Annotated in this window: 10 protein-coding genes; 8 read left to right on the top strand and 2 right to left on the bottom strand. The window is 63.9% G+C overall.

The window, feature by feature from the left end; all coding sequences use genetic code 11:
- Positions 1 to 14: 14 nt before the first annotated feature.
- From UB48_RS15880 to UB48_RS15845, 8 genes are all read left to right on the top strand, one after another.
- Positions 15 to 485, top strand: coding sequence for a curlin (locus UB48_RS15880; RefSeq protein ID WP_045198721.1), 471 nt, complete (start codon positions 15 to 17; stop codon positions 483 to 485).
- Between the two features lie 16 nt (positions 486 to 501).
- Entirely contained in the window at positions 502 to 1,947 is a 1,446-nt protein-coding gene (locus tag UB48_RS15875) for a curlin (protein WP_045198720.1), read from the top strand.
- A gap of 149 nt (positions 1,948 to 2,096) precedes the next feature.
- The gene (locus UB48_RS15870; protein WP_249744355.1) at positions 2,097 to 2,609 is read left to right on the top strand and encodes a sigma-70 family RNA polymerase sigma factor; all 513 of its coding nucleotides are present in this window, start codon (positions 2,097 to 2,099) and stop codon (positions 2,607 to 2,609) included.
- Positions 2,606 to 3,550 carry a FecR domain-containing protein gene (locus tag UB48_RS15865; protein ID WP_045198718.1) on the top strand — a complete coding sequence of 315 codons (945 nt, stop codon included), beginning with the start codon at positions 2,606 to 2,608 and terminating at the stop codon, positions 3,548 to 3,550. The genes UB48_RS15870 and UB48_RS15865 overlap by 4 nt, the downstream gene beginning before the upstream one ends.
- Before the next feature lie 115 nt (positions 3,551 to 3,665).
- A complete protein-coding gene (locus UB48_RS27110) occupies positions 3,666 to 6,590 on the top strand; it encodes a TonB-dependent receptor (protein WP_052676529.1) in 2,925 nt (974 codons plus the stop codon).
- Positions 6,591 to 6,773: 183 nt separating this feature from the next.
- Complete coding sequence (locus UB48_RS15855; protein ID WP_045198716.1) at positions 6,774 to 9,020, top strand: FepA family TonB-dependent siderophore receptor; 2,247 nt, start codon at positions 6,774 to 6,776, stop codon at positions 9,018 to 9,020.
- Positions 9,021 to 9,264: 244 nt separating this feature from the next.
- Positions 9,265 to 9,879 carry a response regulator transcription factor gene (locus tag UB48_RS15850; RefSeq protein ID WP_045198714.1) on the top strand — a complete coding sequence of 205 codons (615 nt, stop codon included), beginning with the start codon at positions 9,265 to 9,267 and terminating at the stop codon, positions 9,877 to 9,879.
- A 7-nt stretch (positions 9,880 to 9,886) separates the two neighbouring features.
- Entirely contained in the window at positions 9,887 to 13,198 is a 3,312-nt protein-coding gene (locus UB48_RS15845; protein ID WP_045198712.1) for a transporter substrate-binding domain-containing protein, read from the top strand.
- On the opposite strand, the gene UB48_RS15840 is transcribed toward UB48_RS15845, so the two are convergent.
- Both UB48_RS15840 and UB48_RS15835 read right to left on the bottom strand, forming a co-directional pair.
- The gene (locus UB48_RS15840) at positions 13,173 to 14,492 is read right to left on the bottom strand and encodes a PAS domain-containing methyl-accepting chemotaxis protein (RefSeq protein ID WP_045198711.1); all 1,320 of its coding nucleotides are present in this window, start codon (positions 14,490 to 14,492) and stop codon (positions 13,173 to 13,175) included. The two genes, UB48_RS15845 and UB48_RS15840, sit on opposite strands and share 26 nt — an antisense overlap.
- Positions 14,493 to 14,591: 99 nt before the next feature.
- Positions 14,592 to 15,611: a LacI family DNA-binding transcriptional regulator gene (locus UB48_RS15835; protein WP_045198710.1), complete on the bottom strand. Its 1,020-nt coding sequence runs from the start codon at positions 15,609 to 15,611 to the stop codon at positions 14,592 to 14,594.
- Positions 15,612 to 15,728 lie beyond the last annotated feature (117 nt).

Genomic DNA, 15,728 nt, shown 5'->3' with positions numbered 1-15,728 from the left:
ACAGGAGAACGACCATGGCGCGCCTGACCACCTTGCTGCTGTGCCTGAGCCTGAGCGCTCAGGGCGCCCTGGCCGACGACCTGATGGACAACGCTGACCTGGCCATGGGCAGCGACCTGGGCGAGCTGTCGATGCAGCCACTGGCGCCTTCAAGTGGCCAGCAGGCACTGGTCGAGCAGAACGGCCAGAGCAACCGCGCAGCGATTGGCCAGGACGGCCAGGCGCTGCTCGGGCGCATCGTCCAGCAAGGTGGCGCGCAGGAGGCGTACATCCTGCAACAAGGCAACGACCTGATGGCCTCGATCAGCCAGCAGGGCTACGGCAACAGCGCCTCGATCAGCCAGAGCGGCAGCAACAACCGCGCGCAGATCGAGCAATACGGCAACAGCAACAGCGCCAGCATCGAGCAGGCCGGCAGCGGGCTTTCCAGCTCGGTGATCCAGGCCGGCAACGGTCAGCGCGTGCAGGTCAACCAATACCGTTAAACCTGGAGGCACCACCATGTTCAAGCTCGCTCCTTTAAGCGCCGCCATTGTCCTGGCCGTTGCCGGCCAGGCCATGGCTGACGACAGCCAGTCGACCCAGAGCCAGTTCGGCACCGAGAACATCGCCGAGGTCAAGCAGACCGCCGCGCCGCTCAGTACCACCACCCAGAACCAGCTGGGCCTGGGCAACAACCACGCCGCCAAGCAGGACGGCGGCAACAGCCAGATCCAGCAAAGCGGCGCCGGCGACTACAACGCCGGCTACGCCGAGCAGTTGTACGAGTTCGGCAGCCAGATCAACCAGCAAAACGCCGGGGCCCTGAACAACACCCACGCCAGCCAGTCGCTGGGGGTCGAGAACAGCGCCCAGCAGACCCAGCAAGGCACCGGCAACTTCTCGTTCATCTACCAGGACACCCAGGCCGGCAGCCAGGGCACCACCTTGCAATTCGGCGATAACAACCGCGCCTTTGTCGAGCAGCAGTACGGAGGCGGCGGCAACAACGCCCTGAGCATCCAGGCCGGTAGCGGCAACTACAGCGCCGCCGAGCACCTGAACTACAACAATGGCCAGATCGGCATCTACCAGGCCGGCGATGACAACTGGGCCTATGGCGATCAGCGCGAAGGCCAGGATGGCAGCGTCACCATCAGCCAGACCGGCAGCGCCAACTCCAGCGAAGTCTGGCAAGACACCCAACTGGGCAGCCAGGCCACGGTGACCCAGTACGGGCAAACCAACGAAAGCGTGCTCGACCAGAGCTTCGGCGAGGGCAACGTGGCCAGCATCACCCAGGCCGGCAGCCTCAACGCCAGCTATGCCGACCAGTTCGGATCGCAGCAGTCGACCACCACGGTGTTCCAGAACGGCCAGGGCAACGTCCACTACACCTACCAGAATGGCGACAACCACGTGCTCACGGTGAGCTCCACCGGCACCGGCAACAAGATCCTCGCCAGTAACTGGAAGGGCGACAAGTCCGGCGGCCAGTTCGGCAGCGCCCAGCGCGCCGAGGTCAACCAGAACGGCAGCGGCAACAGTGCCAACTTCACCCAGGACGGCAGCACCCAGCTCGCCCGCCTGAACCAGAACGGCAGCGGCAACAGCGCCGAACTTGCCCAGGTCGACAACAACAACGAGCTGTATTTTGAACAGAACGGCAGCGACAACCTGCTGATCGCCGACCAGCGCGGCACCGCCAACTACGCCACCGGCGTCAGCAGCGGCGCCGGCAACAGCGTCAAGGTCGAGCAATCGGGCAGCGGCAACCAGAGCTACACCTGGCAGCTGTACGGCGACAACAACCAGGCCAACATCAAGCAGACCGACGGCGTCAACGTCGCCTACGTGACCCAGGGCGGCTCGGCCAACCAGGCGATGGTCGACCAGAGCGGCGCAAACATGGCCGCGACCATCCAGCAGTTTGGTGCGGGTAACCAGGCGACGGTGTTGCAGCAGTAATAGCTTTGGGGCCGCTTCGCGCCCCATCGCCGGCAATCTGATTCTCCCCCCCTTGACCGTGACTCGCCGACAGGCTGGTCACGGTTCTTTTTTTGCCCTTATAATGCGAACAATTCGCAACTGCATCTTTCATGTTTCAGGATCTCCGGGTGTCCCCTACCTCCCCCGCTCCCCAGCAACAGCTCCATGGCCTCTATCGCGATCACCACGGCTGGCTGCAGGCCTGGCTGCGCAAGCGCCTGGGCGACCGTGAGCGTGCTGCCGACATCGCCCACGACACCTTCCTGCGCCTGCTGGTCAGCGGCCGTTTGCCCGGCCACGACGAGGGCCGCAGCTACCTGGTGCAACTGGCGCGCAACCTGGTCATCGACCAGTGGCGCCGGCAACGCATCGAGCAGGCGTACCTGGCCAGCATCGCCCACCTGGACGAACCGCAAACGCCGTCGCTGGAGACCCGCGCGATGATCCTGCAGACCCTGCAACAGATCGACCAGATGCTCGACAGCATGCCGGCCAAGGTGCGCAGCGCCTTTTTGCTGTCGCGCTTCGAAGGCCTGGGCTATGCCGAGATCGCCGAGCGCCTGGGGGTCACCGTAAGCTCGGTGCAAAAGTACATGATCCGCGCCATCCAGGCCTGCTACCAGGTGCTCTACAGCGAATGAGCGCGGTAAACGATGCACCGATCGACGCGGCGATTGTCGAGCAGGCCAGCCACTGGCTGATGCTGCACTGGGACGGCCCGCTGGATGCCGGGCAACGCCTGGCGTTTGCCGATTGGCAAGCGGCCGATGCCGAGCACCGGCGCGCCTGGCAACGCCTGCAAACCCTGCAGCAGACCCTCTCCGCCGTGCCTGCGCAAACTGCCCGCAGCGTGCTCGAAGAGCGCCAGAGCCGGCGTTCGCTGCTGCGCCAACTGTGCGTCGTGCTACTGCTGGGCGGCAGCGCTTACCTGGGGCAGCGCCATCTGCCGTGGCGCGAGGCGATGGCCGACCAGCGCAGCGCCCCCGGCGAAGTGCGCCGCCTGCAACTGGCCGATGGCAGCCAACTGCTGCTCAACAGCCGCAGCAGCGTCAACATCCAGTTCAGCGCACAAGAGCGGCGCATCCACCTGCTCGAAGGCGAGCTGCTGCTGACCAGCGGCAAAGACCCAAGGCCGCTCAAGGTCCAGACCCTGGCCGGTGAAGTACAGGCCCTCGGTACCCGCTTTGCCGTGCGCGAGCTGCAGGATGGCAGCCGCGTCGAGCTGTTCGAAGGCGCCTTGATGATTCGACCCGGGGCGGGCAGCGAGCAGTTGCTCACGGCCGGCCACGGCCTGTGGTTCAACCGCCAGGGCTGCGGACCACAGCATCCGGCCGACAGCAACAGCATTGCCTGGGAGCACGGCCGGCTGATTGCCGAGCGCCTGCCGCTGGGGCGTTTTCTCGAGGAACTGGGCCGCCATCGGCGCGGGGTCATCCGCTGCGAGCCGGCCATCGCCGAACTGCCAATCACCGGCGTATTTGCCCTCGCCGACAGCGAGCGCACCCTCACCGCCCTGCAAGACAGCCTGCCGATCCGCGTGCACTACCTGAGCCGCTACTGGGTGACCGTCACCGCGCGTTGACCGCCCGTGCTTGCACTTTCGCAAAAATAACTGCGCAAGCCGTTGTCGGTTTGCGCCGCTCGTTCGGGTTAGTCATCAAAGCTAACCAATACGCATTCTCAAAGGAGTCTTCGGGATGCCGAACCTGCCGCCCCCCTGCCCGTCCCCCCTGAGCTTGGCAATCCGCAGCGGATTGCTCGCCGGCCTGCTCGGCAGCGCCTGCTGCAGCCTGGCCATGCCCGCCCAGGCCGAAGCTGCCCGCCAGGAACAACGCTTGTACCAGATTCCCGCTGGCACCCTCGACCAGGCCCTGACCCAGTTCGCCGCCAGTGCCGGCCTGCTGCTGTCGGTCGATGCGCGCCTGACCGCCGGCAAGCCGTCGCTGGGCCTGCAGGGCCATTACGCGCCGGCCCAGGCCTTGAGCAAACTGCTGGCCGGTAGCGGCCTGAGCGCCTACTTCAGTGACGACGGCCGGGTGCTGATCGAAAAGACCGCGCACGCCAGTGATGCCCTGGAGCTCGGCGCCACCCGGGTCAAGGGCCAGGCCGAGGACGACGGGCTCAAGGACTACGGCGTGCCACGCTCGGTGGAAACCCGCAATCTGGAGCAACTGGAGCGTTTTCGCGGTCGCTCCAATGCCGACCTGCTCGCCGGCATCGCTGGCGTGCAGACCTCCGACGGGCGCAACGGCGGCGGCATCGAAGTCAACATCCGCGGCATCCAGGGCCAGGGCCGGGTGCCGGTCAAGGTCGATGGCAGCCAGCAGTCGCTGGATGTTTACCGCGGCTACGCCGGCACTGCACAGCGCGCCTACATCGACCCGGACCTGATCAGCGGCGTCACCGTCAACAAGGGCCCGAGCCTGGACGCCGGTGCTTCCGGCGCCATCGGCGGCTCGGTCGAGATGCAGACGCTGACCGTCGATGACATCCTCAAGCCCGGCGAGACCACCGGCTGGCGCCTGCGCGGCTCGCTGGCGGACAACAGCAGCGCCGACGTCCCCAGCGACTATCGGGTGCGCCCACGCACCGAGCGCAATGACCTGCTGCACGCGCACGACTGGTCGCGCAGCCTGGCCTTCGCCCACAAGGACGAAGCCTTCGATGTGGTCGCCGCCTACGCCGAGCGACGTAACAACAACTACTTTGCCGGCAAGCACGGTTATTCGCGCTACGACACCTCGGTAATCAGTGGCGGCGCCCTGGTCGATGCCAACACCGTGGCACGCAACTACTGGCCCGGCGAAGAGGTGCTCAACTCCAGCACCCACAACAAATCCTTCATGCTCAAGGGCACCCTGTACCGCGACAACGGCCTGGAGCTGGGCCTGGGCTACCGCTACATGGATTCGAGCTTTGGCGAAATCATGCCCTCGCAGATTGGCCGCTCAGGCCCGTCGATGACCCAGCCACTGGGCGACTTCAAAAAAGACATCGACCGCTACGACGAAGCCTTCTGGATGAGCGCCGCCCCCGAGTATTACCAGCAATGCTCGGCCATCGCGGCCCCGGTGCCGGACGGCGACAATATGTGGGACAGCACCGGCTGCTTTGTGCGCGAGACCCTCGACCCGGTCTACGACTACAGCGGCGCCAACCAGATGATCCAGTTCAAGCCCGGCAACATGAAGCTGCACACCCTCACCAGCGAGTTCAAATGGCGCCCCGAGGACGACAGCCTGGCCCGCTACATCGACCTCAACGGCCATGCCTGGGCAACCTTCGGGCGCAGCATCATGTACAACAACGTCGGCTTTACCGCGCCGCAACGCGGCCAGGGCTATCAGGACGAGCAAAGCGAGCACTACCGCCAATCGCTCAAGTCCGACCTGAGCAACCTCAAGGTCGGCACTGACATCAGCAACACCAGCCGCCTGCTGACCGGCAGCGGCGACTATGCCCTGACCTATGGCGCCTCGTACCAGTACGAAAGCATCGACCCGAGCCGCAAGCCGTGGCAGGACGACCTGGAAAACAACCGCATCGAACGCAATGGCTATCGCCACGAATACAGCCTCAGCACTGCCCTGGAATACAAACCGGTCCCGCAGCTGACGTTCACCGCTGGCGGGCGCTACAGCGGTTACCGCATCTATGACCGCAACCGCCAGGCGCTGTATGCCGCGCCGGCCGGGGCCGGCCCCGACGAGCCATGGTGGAACGCCGAATTTGCCGGCTTCGCCGACAATGCCGAACTGTCTGGCCACGGCTTCGCCCCGTCCTACAGCGTCAGCTATGCCTTTACCCCCAATGTCATGGCTTACGCCCTGTACAACCAGGGCATGCGCATGCCGTCGCTGTTCGAGACCACCCTGGGCAGCTGGTCGGCAGAACCGAACTACGACTTGCGCCCGGAGCGGATGAAAACCTTCGAGGTCGGCGCATCGTTCAAGGGCAGCAACCTGCTGCTGGACAACGACCAGGCCGGGTTCAAGCTGGCCTACTTTCACAACACCATCGATGACATGGTCACCCGCAACTATCGCTACAACCCCAAGGGCCGCCCCGGTTTCAACGGCGAGTTGAAGATCCGCAACGTCGACAGCTTCACCACCCAGGGCATCGAGCTGCAAAGCCACTACGACAGCGCCTGGTGGTTCGCCGACGCCTCGTACGTCTACAACATCAAGGCCGAAACCTGCGACCGCGCGTTTGCCCAGGCCCTGCGCGACGGCGGCAAGAGCGAAACGCCGGACTGCACCACCGGCGGTTTCCAGGGTTCCTACACCAACACCCAGAACCCGCCGCGCTACAGCGTCAACCTGGTGCTGGGGGCCAAGGCCTTCGAGCAGAAACTGGCCAGTGGCATACGCATGCGCTACACCAGCGGGCCGATGTACGTGCTGGACAAAAGCTGGCACGTAGGCACCACCACACCGCAGCAGCACTACCTGGAAGCGCGCATCTATGATTTTTTTGCCGACTACCAGGTCAGCGATGAACTCAAGGTCAGTTTCAATGTTTACAACTTTACCGACCAGTACTACCTCGACCCCATGTCGCAAAGCATGATGCCAGCACCCGGCCGCACCTCAAGCCTGGCAGCATCCCTACAGTTCTAAAGGCCTTTTGCCATTAATCTGTCGGAATCGCCGTAGCAGGGTTTTACCGCCCTGCTTCGTTAATATTTTATTTTTCTCCTTAAGGGTTTACACGCGAATGGTAATTCTTATCATTCTCGACTTCCCGAACGGCCCGGCCCTTCCGTCCAGGCCGTTCACCCTTTGTTTCAGGAGAGATCTGACATGGTGTCGCGCTTCAACCTCAGCCGCTTGAGCATTGCCTTGCTGGCCACCCTGGGTTCCACGGCACTGGCCGCAGCGCCCCTGGAGCTGCAACCGGATGAAGTCCAGGTGCAGCCCACCGACCTGCCAGTGGACGGCAGCCGGCAGGCGATCGAGCTGGAGAACACCCGGGTGCTGGGCACCGCCGAAGAGGAGCTCAAGCAAGCACCAGGCGTGTCGATCATCACCGCTGAAGACATCAAGAAGCGTCCGCCGGTCAACGATCTTTCCGACATCATCCGCCGCGAGCCGGGGGTCAACCTCACCGGCAACAGCAGCAGCGGCGCGCGTGGCAACAACCGCCAGATCGACCTGCGCGGCATGGGCCCGGAAAACACCCTGATCCTCATCGATGGCAAGCCGTCGACCTCGCGCAACGCCGTGCGCTACGGCTGGAGCGGCGACCGCGACACCCGCGGCGAAACCAACTGGGTGCCGGCCGAAGAAGTCGAACGCATCGAGATCCTCCGCGGCCCGGCCGCCGCACGCTACGGCTCGGGTGCCATGGGCGGTGTGGTCAACATCATCACCAAGCGCCCGACCCAGGACCTGCGCGGCTCGATGACCCTCTACACCATGCTCCCCGAGGACGACTCCGAAGGCACCGGCAAGCGGGTCAACTTCAGCCTCAGCGGGCCGCTCACCGACAGCCTGATCTTTCGCGTGTACGGCAACCTGAACAAGACCGACGCCGACGACATGAAGATCAACTCGGCGCACCAGGCCTATGAAGAATCGCTGATGGCCGGCCGCGAAGGTGTGCGCAACAAGGACATCAACGGCCTGCTGAGCTGGAAGATCGACCCGGCCAACACCGTCGACCTGGAGTCCAGCTACAGCCGCCAGGGCAACATCTTTGCCGGCGACACCATGCTCAACGCCGGCGGCGAGTTCGTCGAGAGCCAGGTGGGCAAGGAAACCAACGTCATGCAGCGCTCAAGCTTTGCCCTGACCCACCGTGGCGACTACGACTGGGGCACCTCCACCGCCTCGCTGTCCTACGACCTGACCCGCAACGAGCGTCTCAACGAAGGCCTGGCCGGCTGGGGCGAAGGCGCGCCATCGGGCGGTGCCGGGCGCTTCGAGTCGCGCCTGCGCAACACCCGCGCCACCGGCGAGATCAACCTGCCGCTGAGCATGGGCCTGGAGCAGGTGCTGACCCTGGGCGGCGAGTACCTCTACGAGTCGCTCAACGACCCGGGTTCGCTGCGCCCGCAAAGCTATGACCCGGGTGCCGAGCTGCCGGGCTTTGACCGCACCCAGACCAAATCCACCGCGCGCAGCTTTGCCCTGTACGCCGAGGACAACATCGAAGTCGGTGAAAACACCATCGTCACCCCCGGCCTGCGCCTGGATCATCACGAAGACTATGGCGACAACTGGAGCCCGAGCCTGAACGCCTCGCACCAGATCACCGAAGCGCTGAGCATCAAGGGCGGTATCGCCCGCGCCTACAAGACCCCCAACCTGTACCAGGCCAACCCCAACTACCTGCTGTACAGCCGCGGGACGGGCTGCAACTCCGGTGAAGTCAACAACGGCGGCTGCTACCTGCTGGGCAACGCCAACCTCGACCCGGAAACCAGCGTCAACAAGGAACTGGGCCTGGCCTATGACAAAGGCACCTGGCGCACCAGCGCCACCTACTTCCGTAACGACTACAAGAACAAGATCGAAGCCGGCAACCAGACCTTGTTCCGCCTGCCCAACGGCCGGCGCATCCTGCGCTGGGAAAACACCGGCAAGGCCGTGGTGCAAGGGGTTGAGGGCAACCTGTTCGTCGAGCTGACCCCGGCGCTGGACTGGAACACCAACTTCACCTACATGATCGAGTCCAAGGACAAGAAGACCGGCGAGCCGCTGAGCATCATCCCCGAGTACACGGTCAACTCGACCCTGGACTGGAATGTCACCGACAAGCTGTCGTTCCAGCTCAACGGCACCTACTACGGCAAGCAGGAAGCGCCAACCTACAACGCCCGGGCCAATGAAACCCTAGACAAGAAGGTGCAGAAGGACGTCGATCCCTATGGCATTGTCGGCATCAGCAGCGGTTACGAATTCACCAAGAACCTGAGCATGCGCGTGGGCGTCAACAACCTGTTCGACAAGCGCCTGTACCGCGAGGGCAACTCGGATGAAGCCGGGGCGCTGACCTACAACGAAGCAGGCCGGGCGTACTTCGCCTCGTTTACCACGTCGTTCTGATGGAGTGAGTGGGGGGTGGAAGCTGGCCTCGCAGGTCTCAGGCCGAGTCATTCACCCCGACAAGCCACAACTCAAGTGCGTAGGAATTTTCGACAATTCCTACCACAATTTTCAACGCCTCTATACTTCCCATACTCTTGCAACCTGATTCGACGTATCGTTGGCGACTCGCCGGCTCCGGCCCGATTCGTCTTCCTGAATGATTCAGGAAACGGCCTACCCTCTTCGTCAAGGAGTTGCGCCAATGCCTACGGTACTGATCGTCGATGATCACCCCACGATTCGCCTTGCGGTGCGCATGCTGCTCGAGCGCGAACGCTACGAAGTGGTCGGCGAAACCGGCGACGGCGTGGCTGCCGTGCAGATGGCCCGCGAACTGCGCCCCGATGTGGTCATCCTTGATATCGGCCTGCCCGGGCTCGATGGCCTGAGCGTGATCAAGCGCCTGCACCTGCTGGAAAAAACCCCGAAAATCATGGTCCTGACCGGGCAACCGGCCAGCTTGTTCGCCCGTCGCTGCCTGGATGCCGGCAGCTCCGCCTTCGTGCACAAAGACGAAGACCTGGAGGCGCTTGTATTCGCCTTGAAAGCCATGGTCAAAGGCTACTCGACCTTCCCCGACATGTCGGCCAACCGTGGCCCGCTGGGTTCTGAAGAAGAACGCCTGGGCAGCCTGTCGCACCGCGAGATGGAAGTGCTGCGCATGCTCGCGGCCGGGCTGTCGAACAACGAGATCGGCGAACGCATGCTGCTGAGCCCGAAAACCATCAGCACCTACAAAAGCCGGATCATGGAGAAACTTCAGGTAGGATCTTTCGTCGAGCTAATGGCTCTGGCCACTCGTAACCAGGTGATCTGAGCCCGTCATGAACATCCGCCCTGCTCTGCTGGCCCTGGTGCTGGGCTGCCTGCCGCTGTTGCTGCTCGACAGCAGCCTGGCCGATGAGCCCGGCGAGCTGCGCACACTGCTGGCGCGTTCGGTGGTCGGCGGCGAAGGCGTGGCCCTGTCAGCAGATGACCGGCGCTGGTTGAAGGAAAAAGCCGTGCTGCGCCTGGGCACTTCGAGCCCGGACTACCCGCCTTTTGATATCAACGTCAGCCAGAACGAATACGAGGGCCTGACTGCTGACTACGCCGGGCTGATCAGCGAGCTACTGGGCATCGCGGTAGAGGTTCGCCGCTACAACAGCCGTCAACAGGCAATCACTGCCCTGCACGCCGGGGCCATCGACCTGCTCGGCAGGTCCAATGGCTTTGAAGCCGCCGATGCGCAACTGGTGCTCAGCCAACCCTATGCCGACGACCTGCCGGTGATCGTCACGCCCCAGGGCAAGACCCGCGCCGTCGATGACGAACTGGACGGACTGCGCCTGGCCATGGTCGATCACTACCTGCCGGACGAAGAAGTCCAGCACCTGTTCCCCAAGGCCCGCCTGCAGCTGTATTCCTCGACCATGGCCGGTTTGTCGGCGGTTTCGCTGGGCCAGGCCGATGCCTTTCTCGGCGATGCCATCAGCAGTGACTACCTGATCGGCAAGAGCTTTCAGGAAAGTGTGCAGATCTCGCACTTCGTCAAACACGAGCGCGAAACCTTCGCCTTCGCCCTGGCTCGTGGCAACGAGCGATTGCTGCGCTTGCTCAACCAGTCACTGGCGGTCACCAGCGAAACCGAGCGGCTGAACATCCTGCGCCGCTGGAGCAGCGGCAGTACCAGCATGCTGCTGGATCGCGACGTGCTGGTGTTGACCACCGAGGAGCGCCGCTGGATCGCACAGCACCCGATTGTGCGAGTGCTGGTCAACAAGTACTTTGCGCCCTTGAACTTCTACGATGACCAGCAGCAGGTCCGTGGCATTACCGCCGATGTGCTGGAGCAGATCAGCCTGCGCACGGGGCTGAAATTCGAGTTCGTCGAAGCCGATGCCGGCGCCGCCGCGATCACGTTGTTGCAACAGGGCAAAGCCGACCTGGCCGGGACCCTGGTCTATAGCCCCGACCGCGCCAGGCAGGTCAACTTCACCCGGCCCTACCTGGTCGATCCCTGGGTGCTGGTCAGCCGGGTTGACAGCGACGACGGGCAAACGCCGGAGCAGTTGCAGGGTAAACGCCTGGCGGTGATCCGCGATTCACCCTTGAAGCCCCAACTACGGGAGCGCTACCCGTCGCTGACGCTGATCGAGGTCGATAACCCGCTCGCATTGATGGAAGCGCTGGCGCAAAAGCGTGTCGACCTGGTGCTGAGCTCACGCATCAATGCCGCCTACTTCATCAGCCGTCTGTTCAAGGATCGCCTGCGCATCGCCTCACTGTACGGCGATCAACCGATTACCTCGTCATTTGCCACGGCTTTGCCGGCCACCGAACTCCACGCCATCATCGACAAAGCCCTGCTCAGCATCCCGCCCGACGAACTGGCGAAGCTGACCAACCGCTGGCGCACCAACGCGCTGATCAGCGACAGCCCCTGGTACAACTACCGCTCGCTGATGCTGCAGATCGTTATCGTCGCCAGCCTGCTGATCGCCTGCGTGGTGTTCTGGAACCGCTACCTGCGCAACCTGATCCGCCAGCGCAGCGAAGCCCAGCAGGCATTGCAACATGAGCTGGGCTTCAGCAAACGCCTGCTCGAAGAGCTGCGCCTGGCCAAGGACCAGGCCGACGATGCCAGCCGCGCCAAAAGTACTTTCCTGGCGACCATGAGCCATGAAATCCGCACGCCGATGAACGCGGTGATCGGCCTGCTCGAGCTTGCGGTCAAGGACGCCGAACAGGGCCGTGCCGACCGTGCGTCGCTGCAGGTCGCCTTCGACTCGGCCAACGGCCTGCTGGCGCTGATCGGCGACATTCTCGACATCGCCCGCATCGAGTCCGGGCACATGCAACTGAACGCCGAAGCGACCGACCTGACTGCCCTGGTCGCCGCCACCGTGCGCGTGTTCGAGGGCAATGCGCGGCTCAAGGGCCTGGCCTTGGTCACCGACCTGCAGACCCTCGACGAAGGCCTCATGGTCGACCCGCTGCGGCTCAAGCAGGTGCTGTCGAACCTGCTGGGCAATGCCCTGAAGTTCACCGCGCAGGGCCAGGTGCAAGTCACCCTGCGCTACGGCCCGGCGCAACCCGGGCAACTGCGCCGGGTGCTGCTGAGCGTGCAAGACAGCGGCATTGGCATCAGCGCTGCAGACCAGGCGCGCTTGTTCCACAACTTCGCCCAGGTGGGCGAGCAACCCGCGCGCCAGGGCACCGGCCTGGGCCTGGTGATCAGCCGCACCCTGTGCGAGCTGATGGGCGGCCGCCTGAGCCTGAGCAGCAGCCCGGGCCGCGGCACCCGCGTCGATATCGAATTGCAACTGGCGCTGGCGACGGTAATGCATGCCCCGGTGGCGCCGATCGAGCAAGCGCCAGCCACGCAGGCCTTGAACATCCTGGTGGTGGACGACTACCCGGCCAACCTGATGCTGCTTGAGCGCCAGTTGAGCGTGCTCGGCCATCAGGTCAGCCAGGCCGGCGATGGCCAGGCGGCGCTGGGGTTGTGGCTGCAGGGGCAGTTCGAGGTGGTCATCACTGATTGCCATATGCCCGGCATGGACGGCCATCAACTGGCACGGCGTCTGCGCAATGAGGAGCAGCAACAGCAACGCCAGCCCTGCCTGATCCTCGGCCTGACCGCCAACGCCCAGGCCGAAGAACGCGAGCGTTGCCTGGCCAGCGGCATGAACGATTGCCTGTTCAAGCCGATCGGCCTCAATGAACTGCGCCGTCACCTGAGCGGCATCGACAGCCCGGCTGCGCCGGTAGTGGCAAGCGATAACCTTGAAGCACATGCCAGCGGCTTCGAGGTCGACAACCTCAGGTACCTGACCCTGGGCGACCCGCAACTGGTCGAACGCCTGCTACGGGAACTGGCCCAGAGCAACGGCGACGACCTCAAGGCCCTGCGCGCCCTCGGCCCGACGCCCACCCGCGATGCCTTGCGCAGCCTGGCTCACCGGATCAAGGGCGGCGCCAAGATGCTCAAGGCCCGTGGCCTGGTGCAGCGCTGCGAAGCGCTTGAGCAAGCCTGTGTCGGCGACGCCGGTATCGAGCACCTGCAGGCCCTGGCCAGGGCCCTGGAGCAGAGCCTGCAGACCCTCGACACCGAGCTCAATCAGCGCGTCAGTGCAACTGCAAGGTCGAGTTGATCTGGCTGATCGCATCGACCACATGCTGCGAGCCCTGCTGGATTTCCAGAATCACCTCACCGGCTTCGTTGGCCAGCTCCACGCCAAGGCCCGTGCGGCTCAGGCTCGACTGCATACTGGCCACGGCAGTCAACGACAGGTCGTGGTTCTGGCGCACCACTTCGACGATCTCCAGGGTCGCCTTGCTGGTGCGCGCCGCCAGGTTGCGAACCTCATCGGCGACCACCGCAAAACCGCGTCCGTGCTCGCCGGCGCGTGCCGCTTCGATGGCCGCGTTGAGGGCCAGCAGGTTGGTCTGGTCGGCGATGCTGCGGATGGTCTGGACGATCTGCCCGATCAGTTCCGACTGTTTGCTCACCGCATCGATACTACGCGCGGCGGCGTTGAGGTCCTGGGAGATTTCCTCGATCACCTGCACGGTTTGTTGCACCACCTGCGAGCCTTTGCGCGCGCAGGCGTCGTTCTGCACCGAAGTGGCATGGGCAGACTCGGCGGCGGTCTGCTGGGTGCTGACCTGGCGGGTGATGTCGCTGGCGAACTTGACCACCTTGTACAGGCGCCCGCGGGTGTCGAAGATCGGGTTGTAGGAGGCTTCGAGGTAAACCATCTGCCCGAGCTTGTTGACCCGCTCGAATCGGTGGGAATGGTACTCGCCACGGTTGAGCGAGGCCCAGAAGGCCTTGTAGGCCGCCGACTCGCTTTCGCTTTTGTGGCAGAACAGGCTGTGGTGCTTGCCCACCACCTCGTCGAGGCGGTAGTGCATGGTATTGAGGAAGTTCTGGTTGGCGTCGATGACCTTACCATCCGGGGTGAACGCGATCATTGCCATCGAGCGGCTGATGGCGTTGATCAGGCTCTCGGTCTCGTGCTCGTGCTGCACCCGCTGGGTGATATCGGAAGCGACCTTGATGACGCTGGTGACCTGCTGCTGGGCGCCAAGCACCGGCATGTAGCTGGCTTCGAGCCAGACTTCGCGGCCGCGCTTGTCGATCCGGGCGAAGGTGCCGCTGCGCGGCTCGCCACGGTTCAGGTCACGCCACAGCTGGCGGTATTCCTCGCTTTTGCCGAAGGCTTCGTCGCAGAACAGGCGGTGATGCTTGCCGCGAATCTCTTCGACGCCGTAGCCCATGGCCTTGCAGAAGTTTTCGTTAGCATCGAGGATGACCCCGTCGGGGCTGAATTCGATCATCGCCATCGAGCGGCTGACCGCCGCCAACTTGGCAGTCATCTGGCCCAGGGCCTGGGTGCAACGCTCGATTTCAGCCAGATCGGACTTACGATGCAAATCAAACATTTTGTAACACTCCATGCTCGGGATTTGCTGAGCATAGATGGCGATTGGCACCGTGCAAGCACTCTGACATCACCTTGCAGCGCCCGCCGACTGGCGGCTTCAGCTGCTTTCGCGAACCATCAGTTCGAAGCCCAGATCCTGGCACTGCAACTGACTGCGCTTGCCATCAAGCAGGCCCAACAGCGCCTGCGCGGCGCAACGGCCAATGGCCGCGCGCGGGGTGCGGATTGAGGTCAGGCGCGGAACCATGTGCGCCGAAGCCGGCAGGTCGTTGAAACCGACCATGGCCACCTGCTGCGGCACCTTGATGCCCTGGCGCAAGGCCTCCAGAATCGCGCCCTGGGCCAGGTCGTCGTTACAGAAGAAAATGCCGTCGACATCGGCATGGTGCTGCAGCAGCTGGGCAAACAGCTCGCCGCCCAGGCCGATCGATGAAGGTTGCGCCGCCAGCAGCTCGCGGCCGTGGGCATCCAGGCCGGCTTCGGCCAGGGCCTGGCGAAAGCCTTCGGCGCGCTGCATCACCCGTGGGTCAAGTTGCGCGGCAATAAAGCCCGGGCGCTTGCAACCGCGCTCGAGCAGATGGCGCGCCGCCGCCCTTCCCGCTTCCTGCTGGGAAAACCCCACCGACATGGCCTGGCCTTCGCCACCCAGCTCCATCATGTGCACGCAGGGCACGCCGCTGGCGGCGAGCATCTGCTTGGCGGCGTCGCTGCGGTCAAAACCGGTGAGCAGGACGCCGCGCGGCTGATAGGCCAGGTAGTTACGGATCAGGTTCTCTTCTTCGGCGATATCGTAGTGATAGTTGCCGATCAGCACTTCAAGACCGCGAGGGCGCATGACCTCGTGAATGGCTTCGAGGGTGTCGATGAACAGGTGGTTGGACAGCGACGGGATCAACACCACGATCGACTGGCTCTGCTTGGAGGCCAATGCCCGCGCGGCCGGGTTGGCTACATAGCCGAGGCTGGCGGCGGCGACCTGGACCTTTTCCACAAGCGCGGGGGCAACCGTGCTGACCCCGCGCAGTGCCCGCGAAGCGGTGATCGGGGAAACCCCGGAAAGCCTGGCAACTTCCGCCAGGGTGGGACGACCGGTAGTACGAGAGCCAATGCGGGTCATGAGGGGTTTTATTTTCGACTTGCAAAGAATGGGGAACGGGCACTAAGGTAGCGCTGTCTCAGACCACAGGCAATGCAAAACTGCATGAGGCCAGGAATGAGCATCCAGACTGCTTTT

The organism is Pseudomonas sp. 2(2015) (assembly GCF_000955865.1).
Taxonomy (GTDB): Bacteria; Pseudomonadota; Gammaproteobacteria; order Pseudomonadales; family Pseudomonadaceae; genus Aquipseudomonas.
The sequence above is the reverse complement of the archived record's forward strand: the minus strand, read 5'-3'. Positions and strand labels throughout refer to the sequence as shown.